Below are 23,955 nucleotides of genomic sequence, written 5' to 3'. Positions count from 1 at the left end.
TCATGAGCACCGATCAATCGGTACCGCCTGCCGCACAACAGAAACCGGCGTCTTCACAGCGCTCGGAAAAGCGCGGCTGGGGCGGTTGGATCGCCGGCGCCGCCCTCGCCGCCTTCGCGATCTTCTTCATCGCGAACTGCCGCGTGGCCCTCGATCCCCGTGTCGCCAACCCGAATGTGCAAGGCCGTCCCCGCCCGGTGAAATTCATCTTCGGCCTGGACTACATCACCTTCCTGCACATCTCGACCCTCATCATGCTGCTCGTCCTGTTGGTGGTGTTCATCAGGGGCTGGCGCCGCAACCCGGGCAGCCCGGTGATGCTGATGTTCCTGTGCACCACGCTGATCGTGTGGCAGGACCCGATCATGAACTGGTCCCCGTTCGCGGTGTACAACCCCGACCTCATCCACTGGCCGGAGTCCTGGCCGCTGGTGTCGCTGTCGCCGACCGTCGAGCCGTTCGTCGTATTCGGTTACGTCACTTTCTATTTCGGACCCTACTTTCCGGCGATCTGGATTCTGCGCAAGTTGCAGGCCAAGTACGGCCCGACGGCGTTCGTGTCGCGGCACCCGCTGGTCAGCCTGGGACTGCTCACCTGTGCGATCGGCTTCGTCTTCGATGCCTGGCTGGAGATCCAGCTCGTCCACATGGGCATGTACATCTACTCCCAGGTGATTCCGTGGGGCTCGGTGTTCACCGGCACGACGTTCCAGTTCCCGCTGATCTGGGAATCGTTCTCGGTGACCTTCGTGATGGTCCCCGCGGCGATACTTTGTTACCGCGACGACACCGGCAAATCGGTGGCCGAGAAGCTGGCCGCGAAGGCAAGGATCTTCCCGACGCGCCCGGTGCTCGGCACGTTCCTGGTGATGTTCGCCATCATCAACGTGTCCTACTTCGCCTACGGGGCGTGGTTCTGGGCCATCAAGGTCAGCCATGCGGCGACCTCCGTCGCGTGCCCGTGGCCTTACCCAGAGGCGAAAGTATATGACCCGCAAGGTTATTACGAGAAAGCCGGCGCGCAGGGTCCCTACTCGGTCGGCATCTGGTCGACCTGGGCAAGCGGGGAACCTCATGGGCGGCCCCATGTCGATCCGCCGCCGCCGGGTGAAGGTGCCTGCGCAACCCCGAGCGCGCATGGCTGAGCCGCGCACCGTCGTCATCACCGGTGCGTCCCGCGGACTGGGATTCGCCTCGGCCGTGCGCCTGCACCGCGAAGGCTGGCGCGTGGTCGCGGCGATGCGGACGCCCGATCGCGCGCTGCCGCTGCTGCGGGACGCTGTTCAGGACGCCGAGGGGGCCGCCCAGGACGACGACCGGCTGATCGGCGTGCAGCTCGACCTGCTGGATCCCGCGTCGGTCTCCGCGGCGGCCAAGGCCATCGAGGAAGCCGTCGGCGCGCCCTACGCGATCGTGCACAACGCCGGGATCTCCGCCGCCGGCATGGTGGAAGAGACCGATATGGCGCTGTGGCAGAACATGTTTGCCACCAGTGTCTTGGGCCCCGTCGCGCTCACCCAGGCTCTGCTGCCGTCGATGCGGGCGGCGGGCGAGGGTCGCATTGTTCTGGTATCCAGTGCGGCCGGGGTGCGCGGTCAGCCGGGCACCGCGCCGTACTCGGTGGCCAAGGGGGCGCTGGAGCGGTGGGGTGAGTCGATGGGGTGCGAGATCGCGCCCTTCGGCCTGGGTGTCACCGTCCTGGTGGCCGGCATGTACGACACCGAGATCATCACCGACGCGGGGACGATCGACAATCGCGACTTCGGCGGCCCGTACGCCCGGCTGCACAACACCATGGACAGCCGGGGCAGGGCTGCGATGAAATTGGCCCGGCCACCCGAGCGGTTCACCGACGGCCTGCTCAAGGCGCTCAATGACCGGGAGCCGTTCCGCCGCCGCGGTATCGGCCCCGATGCCGCAATGCTGCTGGTCGCCAACAGGATCCTGCCGGCCTCGGGCATGCACCACATGTCACGGATCGTGCTGGGCATACCGAGACAGGGGTCGATGCGGGACGGGGCGTGGCCGTTGACCGGCGGTCAGAAGGCGATGGTGTTCGCGGCACGTGTCCTGCCGCAGCCGCTACTGCAGCGCTTGGCCGCGCTGGCGGCGAAACGCAAGGGAAGGCAAGGGGGCTGAGGGGAATTATGGAACAGCTTTTCGACGACCTGGAGGACTTCGGCGCCTTCGACGATGCGGTCTCCGGCGATGTGCGCGACCCGTACACCGAACTGGCGCGGCTGCGCCGCGAGGAGCCCATTCAACGGTTGGATGTCTCCGGGATGCCGCACGAGGAATCCAAGCCGGTCTTCATCGTCTACCGCCACGAGGATGCCCAGCAGATGCTGCGCGACAACGAGACCTTCTCGTCGGCGGCCGTCATCGCCGCGTTCGGCCCCGTGTTGGGAGAGCGGGTGATGCTGGGCATGGATGAACCGGTGCACGGACGGTTGCGGTCACTGGTGTCAAAGGCGTTTTCGCAGAAGGCATTGGCCCGCTGGCAAGACGAGCTGGTCGGGCGGGTGGGCAATAGCCTGATCGACAAGTTCGCCGCGAACGGCAAGGCCGATCTGGTCAAGGAATTCACCTTCGACTATCCGAGTCAGATCATCGCGGGCCTGCTGGGCCTGCCGGAGGAGGACTATCCCCAGTTCCAGCGGTGGTCCATCTCGTTGTTGAGCTGGATCCTGAATCCCGAACGCGGTCTTGCCGCGTCGGCCGCGCTGTGCGACTACTTCGCGCCGATCCTCGCATCCCGCCGCGCCGAGCCCAAGGACGATCTGATCAGCGCGCTGGCCGAGGCGGAGATCGACGGGGAGAAGCTCGCAGACGAGGAGATCTACTCGTTCCTCCGCCTGCTGTTGCCCGCCGGGGTGGAAACGACCTACCGGTCCCTGGGCAACCTGCTGCTCGCGCTGCTGTCCGATCCCGCGCAGCTCGCTGCCATCCGCGCGGACCGGTCGCTGCTGCCGCAAGCCATCGAGGAGGGCGTGCGGTGGGAACCGCCCCTGCTGACCATCACCCGGGTGGCCACCCGAGACACCGAACTCGGCGGGGTTCCGATACCCGCAGGCTCGACGGTGATGCCGATGCTGGGATCCGCCAACCGGCAGGAAGACCGCTACCCCGATCCGGACACGTTCGACATCTTCCGGCAAGCCAGGGCGCACCTGGGCTGGGGGCACGGCGTGCACGTCTGCCTCGGCATGCACCTGGCCCGGCTGGAAATGCGCACCGCCATCAATCTTTTGCTCGACCGGCTACCGAACCTGCGGCTTGATCCCGACGCGGACGACCCGCATATCCGCGGGCAGGTTTTCCGCTCGCCGACGTCGGTACCGGTGCTGTTCGACCCTCAATAACCAGCCCCGAAAAGGTTGCGCCTTGCCAATCGGCTAGTTTCCGGTAAGGCTCTCCATAGCCCCTCCGCGATTCAAAAGAGAGTGACAGATATGACTGAGGCTGTAAAGGTTCGTTTCGAGCCGAAGATGATGATCGACGGCAAGCTCGTCGACGGGCAGGCCGGCACCTTCACGAACATCAACCCGGCGACCGAGGAGCCGCTCGGGGAGGTCGCCGACGCATCCAAGGAGGACATGCTCCGGGCCATCGACGCCGCCCGGCGCGCCTTCGACGAGAGCGACTGGTCGACCAACCGGGAGCTGCGGAAGCGCTGCCTATTGCAGCTGCACGAGGCGATCGAATCGGAAAAGGAAGAGCTGCGCGAGGAGCTCATCCTGGAGGTGGGCTCGCCCCGGGCAATCACGTTCGGCCCGCAGCTGGACGCCCCACTGGAAGACGGCTTGAAGTACCCAGCCAGGCTGATCGACGAGTACGCCTGGGAGACCGACCTGGGTGACAAGGTGATCAGCCTGACCGGCACGCTGACCACCCGCAAGGTCTGGCGCGAACCGGTGGGCGTGGTCGGCGCCATCGTGCCGTGGAACTTCCCCTTCGAGGTCACCCTCAACAAGCTCGGCCAGGCGCTCGGCACCGGCAACACCGTGGTGCTCAAGCCCGCGCCGAACACCCCGTTCAACGCCACCCGGCTGGGCCGGCTGATCGCCGAGAAGACCGACATCCCTGCGGGCGTCGTGAACGTCGTCACCGCGTCGGACCACTTTGTGGGCGAGGAGCTCACGCTGTCGCCGAAGGTGGACCTGATCTCGTTCACCGGGTCGACCACGGTCGGGCAGCGGATCATGGAAAAGGGCGCGGCCACCATGAAGCGGCTTTTCCTGGAGCTCGGCGGTAAGTCGGCCACGATCGTCTTGGAGGACGCCGATTTCGGTATGGCGTGCGCAATCGGCATCGCGCCGTGCATGCACGCCGGGCAGGGCTGCGCGAATCCCACCCGGATGCTGTTGCCGCGCTCGCGCTACGACGAGGGTGTGGAGATCCTGAAGAGCATCTACGAGAACGTCACGTGTGGTGACCCGCAGGATCCCGGAACGCTGTGCGGGCCGGTGATTTCGGAGGTGCAGCGCAACCGCGTGATGGGCTACATCCGGAAGGGCGTCGAGGAGGGCGCCACCGCGCTGGTCGGCGGACCCGACGCGCCCACCGGGTTCGACAAGGGATTCTTCGTTCGGCCAACGCTTTTCACCGACGTCGACAACTCGATGACTATCGCCCAGGAGGAGATCTTCGGTCCGGTGCTGGCGGTCATCCCGTTCGACGACGAGGAGGACGCGATCCGGATCGCCAACGACAGCAAGTACGGGCTGGCGGGCAACGTGATGTCGGGCTCGCTGGAGCGCTCGCTGGCGGTGGCTCGCCGGATTCGGGCCGGCTTCATGGGCGTTAACGGCGGCGCGCCGTATGGCGCCGACACCCCGTTCGGTGGCTACAAGTACAGCGGGGTGGGACGCCAGAACGGCGTCGCCGGGTTCGACCAGTACACGGAGATCAAATCGGTCGGCTATCCCGCCGGCTGAGAAGGGCCACCGTTCGGCGAGATTGCCGTCATGGCTGTGGTTTTCGCTCGACCGCGACCATGGCGGCAATCTCGGCGGGAGTCAGGCGGGCGCGACAGGCCGTTTCAAGGTGCAGACGATGCTCCACTCGAAATAGTGCTCTCCGCCTTTGTCATAGTCCTTGAAGCCGTGGGCAACCTGGGTGCGTTGTACCGACGACCCGACGATCTCCCAGCCCTGTTCTCCGTAGGCCTGCGTTAGTCGGTTCGCCTCCTCCAGCACCGCTTGCAGGGATTCGTTCGTGTACGCAACGAAGGTGCTTTCCCATTGCTGGGGATACCACTCGCCATCCGATGCCAGCCACCAACCGGGGCCGGGTGAAGGGGTGCTCACATCGGGGCACCCTACGACGCCGACGTCCCCGGAAACATGAACTGAACGTGACCGTCGCGATATGCACCGCCGAAGAGCTGGCACCGGAAGACCGCCAAACCCACCCCGCCCCGCGCCCTCCCAACGCGTTGGTTGACAATCGACGAAAAGACTCACCAATACCTGAGGTCCTAGCGTCAAAGGAGACACAACCATGGCTGAAGCCGTCATCGTCGAGGCCGTCCGCTCACCGCTCGGGAAGCGCAACGGAGGCCTGTCGGGGGTGCACCCGGCCGACCTGTCCGCGCAGGTCCTCAACGGGCTGGTCGAGAAGGCCGGTATCGACCCGGGAATCGTCGACGACGTCATCTGGGGCTGCGTCATGCAGGCCGGTGAGCAGGCCCTCGACATCGGCCGCACCGCGCTGCTGGCCGCCGGTTGGCCCGAGACCGTGCCGGGCGTGACCGTCGACCGCCAATGCGGGTCGAGCCAGCAGTCCATCCACTTCGCCGCGGCGGGCGTGGTCGCCGGACACTACGACGTCGTCGTCGCCGGCGGTGTCGAGTCGATGTCGCGGACCCCGATGGGCTCGTCGCTGGCCGGTGGCGGCAACCCCTACCCGCAGGCCTTCAAGGACCGCTACCACAAGACGCCCAACCAGGGCCTCGGTGCCGAAATGATCGCCGAGCAGTGGGGCTTCGACCGCACCGCGCTCGACGAATTCTCGCTGGGATCACACGAAAAGGCCGCGGCCGCACAGGATTCCGGTGCGTTCGACGACCAGATCGTCGGCATCAAGGATCAGGATGGCAACGTCGTCCTCAAGGACGAGGGCATCCGCCGCGGCACCCCGATGGAGAAGATGGCGTCGCTGAAGCCGGCGTTCAAGGAAGACGGCGTGATCCACGCCGGCAACTCCTCGCAGATCACCGACGGTTCGGCCGCCCTGCTGTTCATGTCGGCCGAGAAGGCCAAGGAACTCGGCCTCACGCCGATCGCCAAGGTGCACACCGCGGTACTGGCTGGCGCCGACCCGGTGATCATGCTGACGGCGCCCATCCCGGCGACCCAGAAGGCGCTGAAGAAGTCTGGCCTCTCCATCGGCGACATCGGGGCATACGAGGTGAACGAGGCGTTCGCCCCCGTCCCGCTGGCGTGGCTGAAAGACATTGGCGCCGACGAGAAGAAGCTCAACCCGAATGGCGGCGCCATCGCGCTGGGCCACCCGCTCGGCGGATCCGGTGCGCGGCTGATGACCACGCTGCTGTATCACATGCGGGACAAGGGAATTCGCTACGGCCTGCAGACGATGTGCGAAGGTGGTGGCCAGGCCAACGCCACCATCGTGGAGCTGTTGTGACGGACGCTGCCACCGACCAGCCGGCGGTGCTGGTCGAACGACGCGGCAACGTCATGGTGATCACCATCAACCGGCCCGAGGCCCGCAACGCGGTCAACGGTGCCGTCAGCATCGGCGTCGGGGACGCGCTCGACGCGGCGCAACACGACCCCGAGGTGCGGGCCGTGGTGATCACCGGCGCCGGCGACAAGTCGTTTTGCGCCGGCGCCGATCTCAAGGCGATCTCGCGCCGGGAGAACCTGTATCACCCCGAGCACGGCGAGTGGGGCTTCGCGGGTTACGTGCACCACTTCATCGACAAGCCCACCATCGCGGCGGTCAACGGCACCGCCCTGGGTGGCGGCACCGAGCTGGCCCTGGCCAGCGACCTGGTGGTGGCAGACGAGCGGGCCAAGTTCGGCCTGCCGGAGGTGAAACGCGGGCTGATTGCCGCCGCGGGCGGCGTGTTCCGGATCGTGCAGCAGCTGCCGCGCAAGGTGGGAATGGAGCTGCTGCTGACCGGCGAGCCGATCACCGCCTCCGACGCCTTCGAATGGGGTCTGATCAACCAGGTGGTCCAGGAGGGCACGGTGCTGGAAGCCGCGTTGGCCCTGGCCGCCCGGGTGACCGTCAACGCGCCGCTGTCGGTGCAGGCCAGCAAGCGCATCGCCTACGGCGTCGACGACGGGGTCGTCACCGACGAGGAAGCGGGTTGGCAGCGCACCATGAATGAGATGGGCGTCCTGCTGCGCTCCGAAGACGCCAAGGAGGGGCCGCTCGCTTTCGCCGAGAAGCGCGAGCCGGTCTGGAAGGCGCGCTAGCTCAGGTCGCGAGGGCGGCCGTGGCGGTCGCAAGCGCGGCGAAGCCGGGCGCAGCGGGCCGCCACTATCGGCCGAGCCGGGCGAAACGGGTCGCCACCATCGGGATCAGGTCGCGAGGACGTTCACCCCGCGCTGGAACGCGCCGGGCAGCAGCGTGCACGCCGGCACGATGGCACGGCGCGCAAGCGGTGGGGTGCTGGCCAACACCAGGCCGCGGGTAAGTAACCGGTAGCTTCGGGTAATCCGTTGCCACGCAAGCTCATACGACAACGGAGTCTCGTCGACGATGGCCGCGACCGCCGCTGCCGCTTGCTTGACCGCAAGGCTGATGCCCTCGCCGGTCAGCGCGTCCTCGTACCCCGCCGCGTCCCCGACCAGGAGCACCCGTCCGGCGACCCGGCGGGAGACCACCTGCCGCAACGGCCCGCACCCACGCGCCTCGCCGCGGCCGGCGCCCCGTAACTGCCCGGCCAGCCGCGGGAACCAGGCGAGGTCGGGTCGGCCCCGCGACAGGATCGCCACACCAACGAGGTCCGGTTCCACCGGGGTCACGTATGCCTCGCCCCAGCGCGACCAGTGCACTTCGACGAATTCCGACCACGCCGGCACCCGGTAATGCCAACGGACGCCGTAGCGCCGCGGTGTCCCCGCCGTCGCCGTGATTCCGACGGACCGCCTGACCTGAGAATGCAGTCCGTCGGCCGCCACCAACCATTTCGCGCGCACACCGGCGGCCGTCACCCCGTGGGCGTCCTGCTGCACGGTGGTCACCCGCGCCCGAATCCATTCGGCGTCTTGCTCTTTGGCGCGCGCCGCCAGCGCCGCGTGCAGCGTCGTGCGCCGCACCCCCCGGCCCGGTCCGTGGCGAAACCGCGCCTGCGCCCGGCGGTGTTCGCTGACGTAAGCGATGCCATGAAAGGGCATGCCGACCGGGTCGACCCCGAGGGACGTCAGCTCGGCCAGCCCGCCGGGCATCAGTCCCTCGCCGCACGCCTTGTCGATGGGGCCCTCGCGCGGCTCGGCGACGATCACCGAAAGTCCTTGGCGGCGTGCATGTAACGCCGTGGCCAGGCCGCCCGGGCCGCCGCCGACGATCAACAGGTCGGTGTCGTAGTCGGTCACGTGTAGCCCAGCGCGGAGTTCTCGACCTGCAGCCGCACCCTCAGCAGCGCCGCGTTCGCCAGGGTGAAAATGGCCGCGGTCAGCCACGCCGTGTGCACCAACGGCAGCGCCAACCCCTCAGCCACCACTGCAACATAGTTCGGATGGTGCAGCCACCGGTAGGGACCCTGGCGCACCAGCGGGGCCTGCGGCAGCACGATCACCCGGGTATTCCACCGCCGCCCCAGCGTGGCGATGCACCACCAGCGCAGGCCCTGGCTGAACGCCACCACCGCCAGCATCGGCCAGCCCAGCCAGGCGATGAACGGCCGGTGCAACGCCCACGGCTCGAGAATGCAGCCCACCAGCAGCCCGGTGTGGATGAGCACCATCACCGGATAATGCGGTCGGCCAAATTCCTTGGCGCCCTGGGCAAACGACCACTGCGCGTTCCGCTTGGACAGCACCAGCTCGACGACGCGCTCGATGCCGACCGCCAGGACCAGCAGGTAATACATGTCTCCACCATCTATTGACGACTACCGGGTCTACGGTGCCGCCGCCGCGCGGGTTCAACCTTGCGAGCGTAATGCCAGTGCAAAATCCCGGGCCGAAAGCCACCGTGCCGTTACGTACGCGATCAGCGCGCCGTGCCCGCCAGGTTTGCGTTCATCGTTGCCGGGCTAGGTTGGAAGGTATGCGGATCCTGGTCACCGGCGCCACGGGCTATGTCGGATCGCGGCTGGTCACGGCGCTGCTGGCGGACCGGCACCAGGTCCTGGCCGCCACCCGAGACCCCGAGCGCCTCAGGCGGTTCGGATGGCACGGAGAAGTCATACCGGTGACTCTCGACGCCGCGGATCCCGCTTCGACCCGAGCCGCCTTCGCCGACGCCGGACCCGTTGACGTGGTGTATTACCTGGTGCATGCCATCGGGCAGCCCGGCTTCCGCGACGCCGATAAGGCCGCGGCCGCCAACCTGGCCGCGGCGGCTCGGGACGCCGGTGTGCGCCGGATCGTCTACCTGGGCGGATTCGTGCCCGCCGGCGAGGTGTTGTCCGAGCATCTGACGAGCCGGGCCGAAGTGGCCGAGGCCCTGAAGGTCCCGGGTGGCCCGGAGCTGGTATGGCTGGGCGCGGCCATGATCATCGGTGCCGGCTCGACCTCGTTCGAGATGATGCGCTACGTCGGCGACCGTTTTCCGCTCATTCCCATGCCGAGCTGGATGGACAACCCGATCGACCCGATCTCGATCCGGGATGTCCTGCATTACCTCGTCGCCGCCGCCGATCCCGAGCTGGTGCCGGCCGGGGCGTATGACATCTGCGGCCCGGACACCACGTCCTACCGTGAGTTGCTCAAGACGTATACGCGCATCTCTGGCAGGTGGCACGCCGGGTTGTCGGTCGGCAGGGTCGACACGGGCCTGGCGTCGCTGATCACCGGCGTCGCCCTGCCGGTGCCGCCCGGGTTGGCCGGTGATCTGGTCGAATCGCTGGACCACCCGATGGTGGCGTCGAAGGGCGACGTACGCGATCGGGTGCCGGACCCGCCCGGTGGCCTGCTCGGCGTCGACGATGCCATTGCCCTAGCCTTGGCCGATCAGTCGAATCGTCCGTCCCCGGTCAACGCCCTGGCCGATCCCCATCACCTCGCCGACACCGATCCCGCGTGGGCCGGTGGTGACGCGCGGCGCATCCGCCACGTTGCCCGGCGGGTCACCCCGCCCATCGTGCGGCCGGCTCTGGGGCTGGTGAGCATGGTCCCCGGTCCGCTCGCCGGAGCGCTTCGCACCGGCCTTGATCTCCTGATCGCCCTGACCCCGAAGGTGCATCCCGCATGAGTCAGTCAACCGCCCCGTCCAACACAGGCACGCTGTCCGAGTGGTGGCGCGCACTCACCAACGTCGCTGTGCCCCATCACGAATCGCCGGCCGTCGTGCGACGCCGGCGCGTCATCGTCGCCATCACGGTGGTTGTCGGCGCCGGGGTACTCGGGTTTTCACTACGGCGCCATCCGGGGGATTCGAGCTTCTACTGGCTGACCCTGGCGCTAGCGGGGGTGTGGCTCGCCGGCGGGTTCATCTCCGGCCCCCTGCATCTGGGCGGCATCTGCTGGCGCGGCCGCAATCAAAGGCCGGTCATCACCGGGACGACAATCGGTCTGCTGCTGGGCGGCGTGTTCGTCATCGGCGGACTGATAGCTCGCGAGATCACGCCAGTGGCGGAGTTGATAACCCGCGTACTGGAATACGCCCACCACGGGTGGTATCCGGTGATCGTGGCGATCACGCTTGTCAACGGCGTCGCCGAGGAAGTGTTCTTCCGCGGCGCGCTCTACACCGCCCTGGGCCGCTACCACCCCATCGTGATTTCGACCGTCCTCTACACCTGCGCGACGCTGGCCAGCGGCAACCCCATGCTCGGTTTCGCCGCGGTCATCTTGGGCACGGTGTGCGCGTTCGAGCGCCGGGCGACCGGGGGCGTCCTGGCGCCGATGCTCACCCACTTGGTGTGGGGGCTGATCATGGTGCTCGTGCTGCCCCCGATGTTCGGCGTCTGACGCCGTTATCGGACCGAACCGACCACTTCGCGGGCCAGCGCGCGCATGGCGGCGGCATGGGACCGCCGCACGAAGAACCAGTACACCCGGCCCGGGATGCCCCTCGGCAGGAAGATGGACCGCTGGGTGTAGCGACTGCCGCGACCGTCGTGCGGCGTGACCGTAATCTCGAGCCACTCCCGTCCCGGCGCTCGCTTGGTTGAGCGCAGCCGCAACAGCGCACCTGCCGCGCGTTCCTCGACCTTCCAGGTGGCGGCCCGCGCGTTCACGGCCGCCTCCGTCGCCGCCCAGACGTTGGCGGGTTCAGCGGCGGTTTCCTCGGTGCGCTCGTCGGTGTAGACGATCTCGCCCGCCCAATCCGGGTCGGTGGGCAGCGCCTCGGCCGGTTCGGTTTGCAACGACGACCACGAGGGCTCCGGAACGCCGTGCGCCGCGCGGTCGAGTGCCAACTCGACGGCCCGGCGGTAGTTGGTCAGCCCGGCCGGCGGGGGCTCGATGACGCCGTCGACCTCGTGGTTGCGCATCACCGCGTCGCACTCCAGCGACTCGATCAGCGGGCGCGCCAGACCGGGCGGGATCGGTGTCACGGTTCCGACCCAGAGGCTGGCGATCGTCGGCGTCAAGAACGGCAGCACGATCAGATAGCGCTTGCCCAGCCCCGCGACCTCGGCGTAGGTCCGCATCATGTCGCCGTACTCCAACACGTCGGGCCCGCCGATGTCCCAGGTCCGCGAAGAGGGCACCGCCGCCGTAGCCGCGGCGACCAGGTAATACAGCACGTCGCGCACCGCGATTGGCTGGATCTTGTTGTGCACCCACTTCGGGGTGGTCATCACCGGCAGCCGGTCGGTGAGGTGCCGGATCATTTCGAACGACGCCGATCCCGAGCCGACGACGACGCCCGCCTGGAGCACGATGGTTTCAATGCCCGAGGCGATGAGCGCGTCGCCGACGGCCGTCCGCGACTCGAGGTGTGGCGAGAGCTTGCGACCCTCGGGATGCAGCCCGCTCAGATACACGATGCGCCGCACGCCGGTGCGGCGGGCCGCGGTAACGACGTTGCGAACCGCCCGCGTCTCCTCGTCGGCGAAATCCTTCGCCGTGCCCATCGAATGAACGAGGTAGTAGACGACGTCGATCCCGTCGAACGCCGCGACCAGCGAATCGACGTCGCCCAGGTCGCCGCGCGCGACCTCGGCCTGCTGCCGCCACGGCACGTCCGCCAACTTCGCGGGGTTGCGCGCCAGGGCGCGCACCTGGTGGCCCTCGTCGAGCAGTCGCGGCACCAGCCGGGCGCCGATGTAGCCGGTCGCCCCGGTCACCAGGCACCGCACCTGTCCAGCCATGGGTTCTCCGTTCGTCGTCTTCGACTTATTCGGACCCGACGCGGGGGAGGATTACCAGCTTGGGCCGCCGGTAAGCACCACAGGCTCAGCGGTCGGTGAAGTCCGGCGTGCGGCGCTGCTGGAAAGCGGTTGCGCCCTCGACGAAGTCGTGCGATCGCAGCAGCACGGCCTGTCCCTCGTACTCGCGCTGCAAAGCCGGATCCAACTGGGGGAGCGTGGCCGCGTTGATGGCGAGCTTGGTCTTGCCGAACGCCGCGACCGGCCCCGCCAACAGCCTGGCGATCACCTTGTCCACCTCAGCCTCGAATTCGTCGGCCGGATAGACCGCGCTGACCAGTCCCCAGGACAGCGCCTCGGCGGCAGGCAGCCGTTCGGGCAGCAGCGCCATGTGCATCGCCCGGATGCGGCCGACGGCCGCGGCAATCAATGCGGACGCACCGCCGTCGGGCATCAGGCCGATCTTGGTGAACGCGAGCATGAAAAAGGCGCTCTCCGAAGCCAATACCACGTCGCAAGCCAGCGCCAGGGAAACACCGACGCCGGCCGCCGGCCCCTGGACCACGGCGACCACGGGGTGCGGCACCGCGGCGATCGCCCGGATCAACCGGTTTATCTCCACCACGATCTCGTCCGGCGGGACCCCGGTGTCCGACACGTCGTCGGCGCTGATGCCCGCACCGGAACAGAAGCCGCGGCCCGCACCGCCGAGGCGCACCACCTTCACGTCGGGGTCGGCGGCCGCGCGTTCCATCGCGTCGGCGATGCCGGTAATCACCGGCAGGGTCAGCGAATTGAGGCTGTCGGCCCGATCGATGGTCACCGACAGCACGCCGCCGGACGACGTGACGGAAAGGCCTGCGACGGGGGTCAGGGTGTCGATCGCGGATTGCGCCATGGGCTCACCCTAAGTGACCGGGCTGCGCGCCGGTCCGGGGCGGCTGCGAAGATGCCAACTACAACGGGCGTCAGAGCAGACGAAAGGTCGGTAGATCGTGGCTGGACCGCTGAAGGGACTTCGGGTCGTCGAGTTGGCCGGCATCGGGCCGGGCCCGCACGCGGCGATGATCTTGGGGGATCTGGGCGCCGACGTGGTGCGCATCGATCGGCCATCGACCGGTCCCGGCGGTGTCGCGAAGGACGCCATGCTGCGCAACCGGCGAGTGGTGACCGTCGACCTCAAGTCCGACGAGGGACGTGCCGTCGTGCTCGAGCTCGTCGCCAAAGCCGACGTGTTGATCGAGGGCTTTCGCCCCGGCGTCACCGAGCGGCTCGGCCTCGGACCCGAGCAGTGCGCCGAGGTGAACGAGCGGCTGATCTACGCCCGGATGACCGGCTGGGGACAGTCCGGCCCACGCAGTCAGCAAGCTGGCCACGACATCAACTACATCTCCCTCAATGGCATCCTGCACGCCATCGGTCGGGCAAACGAGCGGCCGGTGCCGCCGTTGAACCTGGTCGGCGACTTCGGCGGCGGCTCGATGTTCTTGTTGGTCGGCATCCTGTCCGCGCTGTGGGAGCGGCAGAACTCCGGCAAGGGTCAGGTGATCGACGCCGCGATGGTCGACGGGTCCAGCGTGCTGATCCAGATGATGTGGGCGATGCGGGGACTGGGCATGTGGTCGGACGTGCGGGGGACCAACATGCTCGACGGCGGCGCGCCCTATTACGACACCTATGAGTGCGCCGACGGACGCTACGTCGCCGTGGGCGCCATCGAGCCGCAGTTCTACGCGGCCATGCTGGCCGGGCTCGGCCTGGACGCCGCCGATCTGCCGCCGCAGAACGACGTGAGCCGCTGGCCCGAGCTGCGCGGGGCGCTGACGGCGGCCTTCGCCGCTCACGACCGTGACCACTGGGCGAAGGTGTTCGCCGATTCCGACGCGTGCGTGACACCGGTGCTGGCGTTCGGCGAGGTGCACACCGAGCCGCACATCACCGAGCGGAACACGTTCTACGAAGCCGAGGGTGGTTTGCAGCCGTTGCCTGCGCCGCGGTTCTCCCGCACCACGCCCGACGTGCCGCGCCCTCCGGCCGCCCCGCTGGCCGACGTCGAAGCCGTGCTGAACGACTGGGTATAGTCGCCAACCAACTGGTTGGCTGGACGCAAGGGGAAGGACTCGCATGGAAATCAAGGACGCCGTAGCCGTCGTCACCGGGGGCGCCTCGGGGCTGGGCTTGGCCACCACCAAGCGGCTGCTGGACGCCGGGGCGCAGGTGGTGGTGATCGACCTGCGGGGCGAAGAGGCGGTCCAAGAGCTCGGCGAGCGCGCCCGCTTCGTGCAGGCCGACGTCACCGACGAGGCCGCCGTCAGCAAGGCGCTGGACACCGCCGAGTCGCTGGGCCCGGTGCGCATCAACGTCAATTGCGCCGGCATCGGCAACGCCATCAAGACGCTGTCCAAGGACGGCCCGTTCCCGCTGGACGCGTTCAAAAAGGTGGTCGGGGTCAACCTGATCGGCACCTTCAACGTGCTGCGGCTGGCCGCCGAGCGCATCGCCAAAACCGAACCGGTCGGGGAAGAGCGTGGGGTGATCATCAACACCGCCTCGGTCGCCGCGTTCGAGGGCCAGATCGGCCAGGCGGCCTACTCGGCGTCCAAGGGCGGCGTGGTCGGCATGACGCTTCCGATCGCGCGCGACCTGTCGCGCGAGCTCATCCGCGTGGTGACCATCGCGCCGGGCTTGTTCAAGACTCCGCTGCTGGGTTCGCTGCCCGAGGAGGCGCAGAAGTCGCTGGGCAAGCAGGTTCCGCACCCGGCCCGGTTGGGTGATCCCGACGAGTACGGCGCGCTCGCGGTGCACATCATCGAAAACCCGATGCTCAACGGCGAGGTCATCCGCCTGGACGGCGCCATCCGGATGGCCCCTCGCTGAGGCCCCCAAACACGAAAGCCCCCCGCGACGAGCGGGGGGCTTTCGTAATGGAGCAAGAACTTATCGACGGAACCATCGACTGACGGCGGGTTCGGCCATCAACAGGCGTGCGAGCATGCTCATAGTCAGACCTCAGCTCGCCGCTTGCAGTTCGTCGAACTGCTCCGAGGTTTCGCCTTCCACCAGAACGTCGCCGTGGTAGAGGGCTTCGAAGTCAACCTTGATGACGTCGGCACTTGTGTCGTCGATCCACATGACACTGAGCGTATGGGCCACCATTAAGGAATCTTTGAGTCACGATTCGGAAAACCGTGGCAATTTACCGCCCGGTAGGTTGTAAGCGGACGACCGCGGCTTTTAGGCCCATGACCTGCTTAGTTGGCACACATTTTTCTGGCCGGACTCTTAGTGTCGCCGCGGTTTAAAAGCGCCGCATTGAACCGTGCGGCAGCCGCCCTACGTGCTTAAAGAGGAATCTGTTTGACGCGTGGAAACTAACGTTTGTTAAGTTGTCGCGGGTACGCCAGCGGCCAGCGTGATCAGCACCGGCGGCGGAAGGGCTCGACATGCTGCAGGGGATCGCCCGATTGGCCATCGCGGCGCCGCGCCGCATCATCGCGCTAGGTGTCCTGGTCTTCATCGCCGCCGCGATCTTCGGCATTCCCGTCGCCAAGAGCCTGTCGCCCGGGGGCTTCCAGGATCCGCACTCCGAGTCCGCCCATGCGATCCAGGTGTTGACCGACAAGTTCGGGCAAAGCGGTCAGCAGATGCTGATCCTGGTGACAGCGCCCGGGGGCACCGACAGCGGACAGGCCCGCGCCGTGGGGACCGACCTGGTCAACCAGCTGCAGAAGTCACCGTTGGTCTACAACGTGTCGTCCCCGTGGACGGTCCCACCCGAGGCGGCCGCCGACCTGATCAGCCGCGACGGCAAGTCGGGCCTGCTCGTGGTCAACCTCAAGGGCGGCGAGAACTACGCGCAGACCAACGCCCAGACCATTGCGGACCAGTTCATCCACGACCGTGACGGCGTGACCGTCAGCGCCGGCGGCGCGGCAATGCAGTACGCCCAGATCAACACGCAGAACCAGGCCGATCTGCTGGTGATGGAGATGATCGCGCTCCCGCTGAGCTTCCTGATCCTCATCTGGGTGTTCGGCGGGCTGCTGGCGGCGGCGTTGCCGATGGCGCTGGGCGCGCTGGCCGTCGTCGGTTCGATGACGGTGTTGCGGCTGATCACGTTCAGCACCGAAGTGTCGATCTTCGCGCTCAACCTGAGCACCGCGTTGGGCCTGGCGCTGGCCATCGACTACACACTGCTGATCGTCAGCCGCTACCGCGACGAGCTGGCCGAGGGCAGCGACCCGGAAGAGGCGCTGATCCGGACCATGGCGACCTCCGGGCGCACGGTGCTGTTCTCCGCGGTCACCGTGGCGTTGTCCATGTCGGCGACCGTGGCGTTCCCGATGTACTTCCTCAAGTCCTTCGCCTACGCGGGCGTGGCCACCGTGGCCTTCGTCGCGACCGCCTCGATCGTGATAACGCCGGCCGCCATCGTCCTGCTGGGCCCCCGGCTGGACGCGCTGGACGTGCGCCGGCTGCTGCGCCGGGTCTTCCGGCGCCCCGAGCCGGTGCACAAACCCGTCGAGCAGCTGTTCTGGTACCGGTCGAGCAAGCTGGTGATGCGCCGCTGGGCGCCGATCGGCCTGACCGTCGTCGCGTTGCTGCTCCTGCTCGGGCTGCCGTTCCTCGGCGTGAAATGGGGCTTCCCGGACGACCGGGTGCTGCCGCGTTCGACGTCGTCGCACCAGGTCGGTGATCGGCTGCGCAACGATTTCGCGGACGACTCCGCGACGTCCGTGCCGGTCGTCGTTCCCGACGCTCGCGGCCTGAGTCCGGCGGACCTCGACCGGTACGCCGCCGACTTGTCGCGGGTTCCCGACGTGTCGGACGTGGCGGCTCCGGGCGGGACGTTTGTCGGCGGGAACCGGACGGGACCGCCCGCGGGGGCCACCGGTCTGGCCGACGGCAGCGCCTTCCTGACCGTCGGCAGCGCGGCGCCGCTGTTCTCGCCGGCCAGCGACGCGCAGCTCAAACGGTTGCACGAGGTGCCCGGGCCGGCCGGCCGGGCCGTCGCGATGGGCGGCGTCGCCCAGGTCAACCGCGACAGCGTGGACGCGGTCACCGACCGGCTCCCACTGGTGCTCGGGTTGATGGCCGCCATCACGTTCGCGCTGCTGTTCTTGCTCACCGGCAGCGTGGTGCTGCCGGCCAAGGCGCTGGCGTGCAACGTCCTCTCGCTGACCGCGGCCTTCGGCGCGCTGGTGTGGATCTTCCAGGACGGGCATCTCGGCGCGCTCGGAACCACGCCGAGCGGGACGCTGGTCGCCAATATGCCGGTGCTGCTGTTCTGCATCGCCTTCGGGCTGTCCATGGACTACGAGGTGTTCCTGCTCTCGCGGATCCGCGAGTACTGGCTCGCGTCGGGGGCCGCTCGACCCGGACGGCCGACCCCGAAGGAGGCGCACGCCGCCAACGACGAGAGTGTCGCCCTCGGCGTCGCCCGTACCGGCCGGGTGATCACCGCGGCCGCCTTGGTGATGTCGATGTCGTTCGCGGCGCTGATCGCAGCCCACGTTTCTTTCATGCGGATGTTCGGCCTGGGCCTGACGCTCGCCGTGTTCGCCGACGCCACCCTGGTGCGGATGGTCGTGGTGCCCGCGTTCATGCATGTGATGGGCCGGTGGAATTGGTGGGCGCCCAGGCCGCTGGCCTGGCTGCACGATCGGTTCGGCATCAGTGAGGGCGGGGCCACCCACAGATATGTCGAGCCGGTCCCGCTCGACGGTGGCCCGGTAGCGGAGCCCGTGCCCCGCTGACGCGCCGATCGGTTCGTCGGCAAGACCCTATTGTGAGGCTCATCCGAGTCGGAAGGTTGACGTGTATGACAACGGCGGTGGACAACCCGTTCTTCGCGCGCATCTGGCCCGTCGTCGCCACCCATGAAACCGAGGTGATCCGGGCCCTTCGCCGGGAGAACCTATCGGGGTTGTCGGGGCGGGTGCTGGAGGTCGGTGCGGGCATCGGGACGAACTTTCCGCACTACCCGGAGTCGGTCCACGAGGTGGTCGCGGTCGAGCCCGAGCCGCGGCTGGCCGCCCAGGCGCGGGCGGCGGCGGACGTGGTGCCCGCCCGCGTCGTCGTGACGGGCGAGACGGCCGAAGGGTTCAGCGGCGGCGAGCAGTTCGACGCCGTGGTGTGCTCGCTGGTGTTGTGCTCCGTGCAGGATCCCGGCGGCGTGTTGCGACGCCTGTATTCGCTGCTGCGCCCGGGCGGAGAGCTGCGCTACCTCGAGCACGTGGCGAGCGCCGGAGCGCGGGGCCGCTTCCAGCGGATCGCCGACGCGACGCTGTGGCCCCGGTTGTTCGGCAACTGTCACACCCACCGCGACACCGAGCGCTCGATCATCGACGCGGGATTCGAAGTCGACGTCTCCCGGCGCGAGTTCACATTGCCCGCATGGGCGCCCATGCCGGTGTCGGAAATCCTGCTGGGCCGCGCCCGCAGGCCGTAATTCCCGCGCGGCTACTTCAATAGCGCGGGCAGCCGCTGCAGCAACCCCGGCAACGCCTGGCCGGCCGTTTCGCGGATGCTGATCGTGGCGTGCCTGGACAGCGGCGTGACCTCGGGATTGACCTCGATGACGGCCGTGCCGCGGGAGAGCGCCAGCTCGGCCAGCCCGGCCGCCGGATAGACGATCGCCGAGGTTCCGACGACCACCATCACGTCGGCGGCCTCGGTCGCCTCGACCGCGGACTGCCACGGCGCGTCGGGCAACGGCTCACCGAACCAGACGATGTCGGGCCGGATCAGGCCGCCGCAGTGACAGACCGGTGGCTCCACTTCCAGCATCGGTTCGGGCATCGCGGGCAGCGCGTCTGTGTAAGGCATACCGCAACGGTCGCAACGGAATTCGAACAGGCTGCCGTGCAGGTGATGAACCGGCATGCTGCCGGCGCGCTCGTGCAAGTCGTCGACGTTCTGGGTGATTACGCTGACTTCGGCGCCGTCTTGCCACGCGGCGATCGCGCGGTGCCCGGCGTTGGGCGCGACGTCGGCCACCAGATAGTGACGCCACAAGTACCAGCCCCACACCCGCTCGGGATTGTCGCGCCACCCCTGGGTGCTGGACAGCTCGTAGGGATCGAAGCGGGCCCACAACCCGTTCTTGTCGTCGCGGAAGGTCGGCACCCCGCTCTCCGCGGAGATCCCCGCGCCGCTCAGCACCGCTACTCGCATCCCACAAAGATAGCGGTGCTTGGGACATACTGAAGAGGTGGAGCTGCGGGATTTGCTGAAGGTCGACATGAAGGCGGGCAGGCCGCTGTTCGACCAGCTCAGGACCCAAGTCATCGACGGCGTTCGGGCCGGCGCGCTGCCGCCCGGTACCCGGCTCCCCACGGTGCGCGACCTGGCTGGCCAGCTGGGCGTCGCGGCCAACACCGTGGCCCGCGCCTATCGGGAACTCGAGTCCGCGGCGATCGTCGAAACCCGCGGGCGCTTCGGCACTTTCATCTCCCGCTTCGACCCGACCGACGCCGCGATGGCGGCCGCCGCCAAGGAATACGTCGAGGTGGCCCGGGCGCTGGGGCTGACGAAGTCCGACGCGATGCGCTACCTGACCAACGTGCCGGACGACTGAGCGCTCCGTCCTAACGCAACACCTTCGCCAGCGTGCGCAGATTGCGCGTCGTCGTCGACGACTTGTAGCGCGGCTTGCCCATCGTCTTGCCGATCGTGCTGTCCAAGGTGCCGCCCTTGGGCACTTGCCAATAGATGACGCCCGCGCCGCGGCCGATCCGCTCGTCGCGTCCGGTGGCCTCGCCGAGTGCGGCCAGTTCGTCGAGCGCCGCTTTGTCGGCGACGAACGTGACGTAGGACTGGTAGCCGTCGACCTCGGGCTCGAACGGGTAGGCCTCGACGATGGCGCGCACCGCCTTGAGGTCGTAGACGAGCACCCAGGCGTCGTAGCCGAAGTTCTCGCGTAGCGCGGCTTCGGCCTTCTTGCGCACCGCCGCGGCACCGGCGGACGACTCCAGCAGGACGTTGCCGCTGGCCAGGATTGTGCGCACGTCAGTGAATCCGGCGTCGGTCAAAGCGCGCGCCACCTCTGCCATTTTGAGGTTGACGCCGCCCACGTTGACGCCCCTCAGGAACGCCGCGTACTTGGTCATCATCCGATTTCACCAGGGCGGCCCGGGCCGACGCGATCCGGGACCGGCTGCTGGACGCGCGACGTAGGCTTTCTCCCATGGGACGCCAAGTCTTCGACGACAAGCTGCTGGCCGTGATCAGTGGAAACTCCCTCGGAGTACTGGCCACCATCAAACGCGACGGACGCCCGCAGTTGTCGAACGTGAGTTACCACTTCGACCCGCGCGACTTGGCCGTGCGGGTGTCGATCACCGAGCCGCGGGCCAAGACGCGCAACCTGCGCCGCGATCCGCGGGCGTCCATCCTGGTCGACGCGGACGACGGGTGGTCGTACGCGGTGGCCGAGGGCACGGCAACTCTGACGCCGCCCGCGGCCGCCCCCGGCGACGACACCGTCGAGGCGTTGATTGCCTTGTACCGCAACATCGCCGGCGAACACCCGGATTGGGACGAGTTCCGCGAGGCGATGGTCACCGATCGGCGGGTGCTACTGACCCTGCCGATCTCGCACGTGTACGGCATGCCGCCCGGAGTGCGGTAGCCGCCCGAATGCGGCGATCCCGGCTAGGCTGCCGGTATGGCTGAATCCAAGTCACCCGAGGCGCCGGAATCGGACGACGACAACAAGCGCAAGTTCCGTGAAGCCCTCGACCGCAAGATGGCCAAGTCGTCGGGTGGGTCCGACCCCAAGACTGGTGGTGGTAAGCAGACGCGCGCGCACGGTCCGGTGGAGAACCGCCGCGAATTCCGGCGCAAGAGCGGCTGACCGGCGGCCGTTGCATCCCAACGCTTTACGGCGGATTCAGCCTTCGGGCGGTGTGAAATGGCTGACCGAAGGGTCGGCCTGGCCCGGCTCGCCGCGCACGCTGCCCCGGGTGCTGGGGTGTCCGAAGTTCACTTGGGACGGGTCGTTCTGGTAGGCCCAATCCGCCACGATGGTGCGTTCACGGAACTTCCAGCGGCCGTCGTGTTGGGTATAGCTGTCCAGGTACCGGCCGCCGATGATGACGTCGATGTCGTGGTCGGGCCCGGCGAAGGTGTGAAACACCAGGCAATAGATCTCACCGCGGGCCGTGCTGCCGTCGATCACGAAGTTCGTTGTGGTGATGTTGTGTTGGGAGACACGCACATACGGTTCCGCGGCCTGTAGCTGGGCGATGAACTGTTCGACGCCGCCCGAGGAGAACGAGCCGTGCGAGTCGGTCGCCTCGGGGTGGTACAGGCCGCGAAGCGCGTCATAGTCGGCGCGGTCGACGGCCCGGCAGTAGGCAGTGACGAGTTGATGCAGTTCGTCGCGGTCCAGCATCAGTGCCAAGCGGGCCTCATCCACCACCACGTCACCCAACTCCCTGGTCATTCGCCGGCCGTAAGCGCGTTTCTGATAGGTAGTCTCTCAACACATAGGTCATCGGTTTTAGGGTGTTCAGCGGAAAGGCTGGTCGTTGACGGTGAAACTTTGGCTCGCTCAAGATCCTGAGGCCGACGCGCTGCTGGACGACAATCCGTTGGCCCTGCTCATCGGGATGGTTCTTGATCAGCAGGTGCCGTTCGAGACGGCCTTCTCGGGGCCGAAGAAGATCGCGGACCGGATGGGCAGCTTCGGTGCTCATGAGATCGCCGAGTACGACCCCGACAAGTTCGCGGCGCTGTGTTCGGAAAAGCCTGCGATACACCGCTTTCCGGGGTCGATGGCCAAACGAATCCAGACCCTGGCCCAGATCATTGTGGACCGCTATGACGGCGATGCCGCCGGCTTGTGGACCGCCGGGGACCCCAACGGCGAGGAGCTGCTGCGGCGAATCAAGGGGCTACCCGGTTTCGGCGAGGTCAAGGCGCAGATCTTCCTGGCTTTGTTGGGCAAGCAGTACGGCGTCACGGTCAAGGGCTGGCGCGCGGCGGCCGGGCAGTTCGGCAAGGAGGGCACGCACATCTCCGTCGCCGATATCGTCGACGCCCAATCGATGGGCAAAGTGCGTTCCTACAAGAAGCAGATGAAGGCGGCAGCCAAGGCTGCCAAGTAGTAAGTCACCAGAAGGGAAGGGCGGCAACGTGAAGACACACATAACGTGTCCGTGCGGGGAAGCCATCGTCGGCAAGGATGAGGACGAGCTGGTCGAGCTGACCCAGGCTCATCTCGCCAGCGATCATCCGGGTCTCGAATACGATCGCGACGCGATCCTGTTCATGGCGTACTAACTGTCTGACTAAACGCCGAGCGCGCGTGCCCCCGGGGGGGGGCCCGCGCGCCCAGGGCAGGGAACAGTGCTGGCCCTACGGCACCACCGTGGAGCCGATCGTGGGCATGAACTGGCACTGTTTTTCCTTGGTGGTGACCTGCCCGAAAATGGTCGACATGATGCTGCCCGACCCGGTGTCGGCGATCGCGGTCAGCGTCGTCGGCCCGTCGCCGTTGATGTCGGTGCGCGGCTTGAGCGCGACCGTTCCCGATTTGCCCGTGGTCAGGTTGACCCACGTGACGTTCAGCGGCAGCTTCTGCACCTCGGCCGGCCCGGGGGTCCCGACGGCGGTGAACACGTAGGCGGTCTGCCCGGGGCCGGGCCCGGGGGTCGGGATCTTCGCCGGGCCCGCCACCGACAGCGCGGTGGCGATCGCGCTGGTGCCGTCCGCCAGGCAATTGGTGCCGATCGAGGGGTACATGAAGTCCTGCGTGGGCGGAGCGTCCGGGCCGAATCCCGGCGCCGCGGCCGGTGCCGCGGCGGGTGCGGGGGCGGCGGCCGGTGCAGCTTCGGCCGGCGCGGGAGGCGCCGGCACGGGTGCCGCGACGGGTGCGACGGTGGCCGGCGCGGAAGCCGGCGGAGCCGCCACCGGTCCCGGGCCGGCGGCGTGTACCGGGTCGATGCCGGCGGGCAGGTGTGACTGGGCGCCCGCTTCGGCGCCCGCGGCCGGCGGGGCCGCGGCCGGTCCCGGGCCGGCGGCGTGTGCCGGGTCGATGCCGGCGGGCAGGTGCGACTGCGCGCCGGGTTCGACGCCCGCCGCAGGGACGTGCGGCACCGGCGAACCGTCCGGGAAAGCTGTTCCGGGTCCGGTGGCCGGCGAGCCCGGCTGGGCCAGGAATTGATTCACCGACTGGGCGACGTTCCGAGACTCGGTCGGCGCACCCTGGTTGTTGCTGAAGGCCTGCGCCGCCGCCATGAGCAGCTGTGTCGCCTGCCCGGGGTTGGTGGCCGCCTGCTGAATGATCGGGCTCAGCTGCGATAGCGCCGGCAGGCCCGGGAGTTCTTGAGTCGAGTTAGGTTGCGGTGTCGCCGGTTCGGCTGCCGCGCTCGGGCAGAACCCGAACGCGGCAGCCGATGCCGTCACGACAGCGGCCAATCCTTTGGACAGATTCCAAGTGGTTGCCACGGTGTGTCCTCCGGTCAGTAGGGGGTGGCTTTGCTGTCGGGCTAACT

Annotated in this window: 27 protein-coding genes; 17 read left to right on the top strand and 10 right to left on the bottom strand. The window is 67.9% G+C overall.

What is annotated here, in order from left to right; all coding sequences use genetic code 11:
* Positions 1-2 precede the first annotated feature (2 nt).
* The 4 genes from A5773_RS24395 to A5773_RS24380 all read left to right on the top strand — a co-directional run bounded on the left by A5773_RS24395 (position 3) and on the right by A5773_RS24380 (position 4,937).
* The gene (locus A5773_RS24395; protein WP_066947966.1) at positions 3-1,145 is read left to right on the top strand and encodes a spirocyclase AveC family protein; all 1,143 of its coding nucleotides are present in this window, start codon (positions 3-5) and stop codon (positions 1,143-1,145) included.
* Entirely contained in the window at positions 1,138-2,139 is a 1,002-nt protein-coding gene (locus A5773_RS24390; protein ID WP_066948259.1) for an SDR family oxidoreductase, read from the top strand. Before A5773_RS24395 ends, A5773_RS24390 begins: the two co-directional genes overlap by 8 nt.
* Before the next feature lie 8 nt (positions 2,140-2,147).
* The gene (locus tag A5773_RS24385) at positions 2,148-3,362 is read left to right on the top strand and encodes a cytochrome P450 (protein WP_066947963.1); all 1,215 of its coding nucleotides are present in this window, start codon (positions 2,148-2,150) and stop codon (positions 3,360-3,362) included.
* 90 nt (positions 3,363-3,452) lie between these two features.
* A complete protein-coding gene (locus tag A5773_RS24380) occupies positions 3,453-4,937 on the top strand; it encodes an aldehyde dehydrogenase family protein (RefSeq protein ID WP_066947960.1) in 1,485 nt (494 codons plus the stop codon).
* Positions 4,938-5,018: 81 nt separating this feature from the next.
* On the opposite strand, the gene A5773_RS24375 is transcribed toward A5773_RS24380, so the two are convergent.
* Positions 5,019-5,309 carry a hypothetical protein gene (locus tag A5773_RS24375; RefSeq protein ID WP_066947956.1) on the bottom strand — a complete coding sequence of 97 codons (291 nt, stop codon included), beginning with the start codon at positions 5,307-5,309 and terminating at the stop codon, positions 5,019-5,021.
* A 193-nt stretch (positions 5,310-5,502) separates the two neighbouring features.
* Here A5773_RS24375 and A5773_RS24370 point away from each other — a divergent pair, with 193 nt between their 5' ends.
* Together A5773_RS24370 and A5773_RS24365 are read left to right on the top strand one after the other, a co-directional pair.
* Complete coding sequence (locus tag A5773_RS24370) at positions 5,503-6,648, top strand: thiolase family protein (protein WP_066947952.1); 1,146 nt, start codon at positions 5,503-5,505, stop codon at positions 6,646-6,648.
* A complete protein-coding gene (locus A5773_RS24365; protein ID WP_082948381.1) occupies positions 6,645-7,448 on the top strand; it encodes a crotonase/enoyl-CoA hydratase family protein in 804 nt (267 codons plus the stop codon). Before A5773_RS24370 ends, A5773_RS24365 begins: the two co-directional genes overlap by 4 nt.
* 105 nt (positions 7,449-7,553) lie before the next feature.
* On the opposite strand, the gene A5773_RS24360 is transcribed toward A5773_RS24365, so the two are convergent.
* Positions 7,554-8,570 carry an NAD(P)/FAD-dependent oxidoreductase gene (locus tag A5773_RS24360; protein WP_066947949.1) on the bottom strand — a complete coding sequence of 339 codons (1,017 nt, stop codon included), beginning with the start codon at positions 8,568-8,570 and terminating at the stop codon, positions 7,554-7,556.
* Positions 8,567-9,067, bottom strand: coding sequence for an isoprenylcysteine carboxyl methyltransferase family protein (locus A5773_RS24355; RefSeq protein WP_066947945.1), 501 nt, complete (start codon positions 9,065-9,067; stop codon positions 8,567-8,569). Before A5773_RS24355 ends, A5773_RS24360 begins: the two co-directional genes overlap by 4 nt.
* Positions 9,068-9,246: 179 nt before the next feature.
* Here A5773_RS24355 and A5773_RS24350 point away from each other — a divergent pair, with 179 nt between their 5' ends.
* The gene (locus tag A5773_RS24350) at positions 9,247-10,392 is read left to right on the top strand and encodes an NAD(P)H-binding protein (protein ID WP_066947941.1); all 1,146 of its coding nucleotides are present in this window, start codon (positions 9,247-9,249) and stop codon (positions 10,390-10,392) included.
* Positions 10,389-11,111 (top strand): CPBP family intramembrane glutamic endopeptidase, encoded by a 723-nt coding sequence (locus A5773_RS24345; RefSeq protein WP_066947937.1) that lies wholly within the window; start codon positions 10,389-10,391, stop codon positions 11,109-11,111. Before A5773_RS24350 ends, A5773_RS24345 begins: the two co-directional genes overlap by 4 nt.
* 5 nt (positions 11,112-11,116) lie before the next feature.
* Here A5773_RS24345 and A5773_RS24340 read toward each other — a convergent pair whose 3' ends face one another.
* Both A5773_RS24340 and A5773_RS24335 read right to left on the bottom strand, forming a co-directional pair.
* On the bottom strand, positions 11,117-12,457 hold the full coding sequence (locus A5773_RS24340; RefSeq protein ID WP_066947932.1) for a DUF2867 domain-containing protein: 1,341 nt from the start codon (positions 12,455-12,457) through the stop codon (positions 11,117-11,119).
* Between the two features lie 85 nt (positions 12,458-12,542).
* On the bottom strand, positions 12,543-13,352 hold the full coding sequence (locus A5773_RS24335) for an enoyl-CoA hydratase (protein WP_067793031.1): 810 nt from the start codon (positions 13,350-13,352) through the stop codon (positions 12,543-12,545).
* 97 nt (positions 13,353-13,449) lie between these two features.
* Between A5773_RS24335 and A5773_RS24330 the strand changes: the two genes are divergently transcribed.
* Together A5773_RS24330 and A5773_RS24325 are read left to right on the top strand one after the other, a co-directional pair.
* The gene (locus tag A5773_RS24330; protein WP_067261342.1) at positions 13,450-14,535 is read left to right on the top strand and encodes a CaiB/BaiF CoA-transferase family protein; all 1,086 of its coding nucleotides are present in this window, start codon (positions 13,450-13,452) and stop codon (positions 14,533-14,535) included.
* A 43-nt stretch (positions 14,536-14,578) separates the two neighbouring features.
* Positions 14,579-15,331, top strand: a complete 753-nt coding sequence (locus tag A5773_RS24325) for a 3-hydroxyacyl-CoA dehydrogenase (RefSeq protein ID WP_066951567.1) — start codon at positions 14,579-14,581, stop codon at positions 15,329-15,331.
* Positions 15,332-15,463: 132 nt separating this feature from the next.
* Here the strand turns inward: A5773_RS24325 and A5773_RS26670 are convergent, their stop codons facing one another.
* Complete coding sequence (locus A5773_RS26670; protein WP_003878506.1) at positions 15,464-15,586, bottom strand: hypothetical protein; 123 nt, start codon at positions 15,584-15,586, stop codon at positions 15,464-15,466.
* A gap of 311 nt (positions 15,587-15,897) precedes the next feature.
* On the opposite strand from A5773_RS26670, the gene A5773_RS24320 reads away from it, so the two are divergent.
* Both A5773_RS24320 and A5773_RS24315 read left to right on the top strand, forming a co-directional pair.
* Positions 15,898-18,210 carry an MMPL family transporter gene (locus A5773_RS24320; RefSeq protein ID WP_066951563.1) on the top strand — a complete coding sequence of 771 codons (2,313 nt, stop codon included), beginning with the start codon at positions 15,898-15,900 and terminating at the stop codon, positions 18,208-18,210.
* Between the two features lie 65 nt (positions 18,211-18,275).
* Entirely contained in the window at positions 18,276-18,905 is a 630-nt protein-coding gene (locus A5773_RS24315) for a class I SAM-dependent methyltransferase (protein ID WP_066951561.1), read from the top strand.
* A gap of 11 nt (positions 18,906-18,916) precedes the next feature.
* Here the strand turns inward: A5773_RS24315 and A5773_RS24310 are convergent, their stop codons facing one another.
* On the bottom strand, positions 18,917-19,630 hold the full coding sequence (locus A5773_RS24310) for an NAD-dependent deacylase (protein WP_066951559.1): 714 nt from the start codon (positions 19,628-19,630) through the stop codon (positions 18,917-18,919).
* A 37-nt stretch (positions 19,631-19,667) separates the two neighbouring features.
* On the opposite strand from A5773_RS24310, the gene A5773_RS24305 reads away from it, so the two are divergent.
* A complete protein-coding gene (locus A5773_RS24305; protein ID WP_066951550.1) occupies positions 19,668-20,033 on the top strand; it encodes a GntR family transcriptional regulator in 366 nt (121 codons plus the stop codon).
* A gap of 10 nt (positions 20,034-20,043) precedes the next feature.
* Here A5773_RS24305 and A5773_RS24300 read toward each other — a convergent pair whose 3' ends face one another.
* Positions 20,044-20,565 (bottom strand): DUF1697 domain-containing protein, encoded by a 522-nt coding sequence (locus A5773_RS24300; RefSeq protein ID WP_066951590.1) that lies wholly within the window; start codon positions 20,563-20,565, stop codon positions 20,044-20,046.
* A 77-nt stretch (positions 20,566-20,642) separates the two neighbouring features.
* On the opposite strand from A5773_RS24300, the gene A5773_RS24295 reads away from it, so the two are divergent.
* Both A5773_RS24295 and A5773_RS24290 read left to right on the top strand, forming a co-directional pair.
* A complete protein-coding gene (locus A5773_RS24295; RefSeq protein ID WP_066951545.1) occupies positions 20,643-21,086 on the top strand; it encodes a PPOX class F420-dependent oxidoreductase in 444 nt (147 codons plus the stop codon).
* A gap of 36 nt (positions 21,087-21,122) precedes the next feature.
* The gene (locus tag A5773_RS24290) at positions 21,123-21,311 is read left to right on the top strand and encodes a DUF5302 domain-containing protein (RefSeq protein WP_066951543.1); all 189 of its coding nucleotides are present in this window, start codon (positions 21,123-21,125) and stop codon (positions 21,309-21,311) included.
* 36 nt (positions 21,312-21,347) lie between these two features.
* Here A5773_RS24290 and A5773_RS24285 read toward each other — a convergent pair whose 3' ends face one another.
* Complete coding sequence (locus A5773_RS24285; protein WP_067793083.1) at positions 21,348-21,881, bottom strand: nuclear transport factor 2 family protein; 534 nt, start codon at positions 21,879-21,881, stop codon at positions 21,348-21,350.
* Between the two features lie 112 nt (positions 21,882-21,993).
* Here A5773_RS24285 and A5773_RS24280 point away from each other — a divergent pair, with 112 nt between their 5' ends.
* Both A5773_RS24280 and A5773_RS24275 read left to right on the top strand, forming a co-directional pair.
* Positions 21,994-22,566: an HhH-GPD-type base excision DNA repair protein gene (locus A5773_RS24280; RefSeq protein WP_066951540.1), complete on the top strand. Its 573-nt coding sequence runs from the start codon at positions 21,994-21,996 to the stop codon at positions 22,564-22,566.
* Between the two features lie 28 nt (positions 22,567-22,594).
* Positions 22,595-22,741: a DUF1059 domain-containing protein gene (locus A5773_RS24275; protein WP_066951537.1), complete on the top strand. Its 147-nt coding sequence runs from the start codon at positions 22,595-22,597 to the stop codon at positions 22,739-22,741.
* Positions 22,742-22,816: 75 nt separating this feature from the next.
* Here A5773_RS24275 and A5773_RS24270 read toward each other — a convergent pair whose 3' ends face one another.
* A complete protein-coding gene (locus A5773_RS24270; protein WP_066951528.1) occupies positions 22,817-23,908 on the bottom strand; it encodes a hypothetical protein in 1,092 nt (363 codons plus the stop codon).
* Positions 23,909-23,955: the final 47 nt, after the last annotated feature.

Origin of the sequence: Mycobacterium sp. 852014-52450_SCH5900713, from assembly GCF_001667075.1 — a bacterium.
Taxonomy (GTDB): Bacteria; Actinomycetota; Actinomycetes; order Mycobacteriales; family Mycobacteriaceae; genus Mycobacterium.
This window is presented reverse-complemented; position numbering and strand designations above follow the sequence as displayed.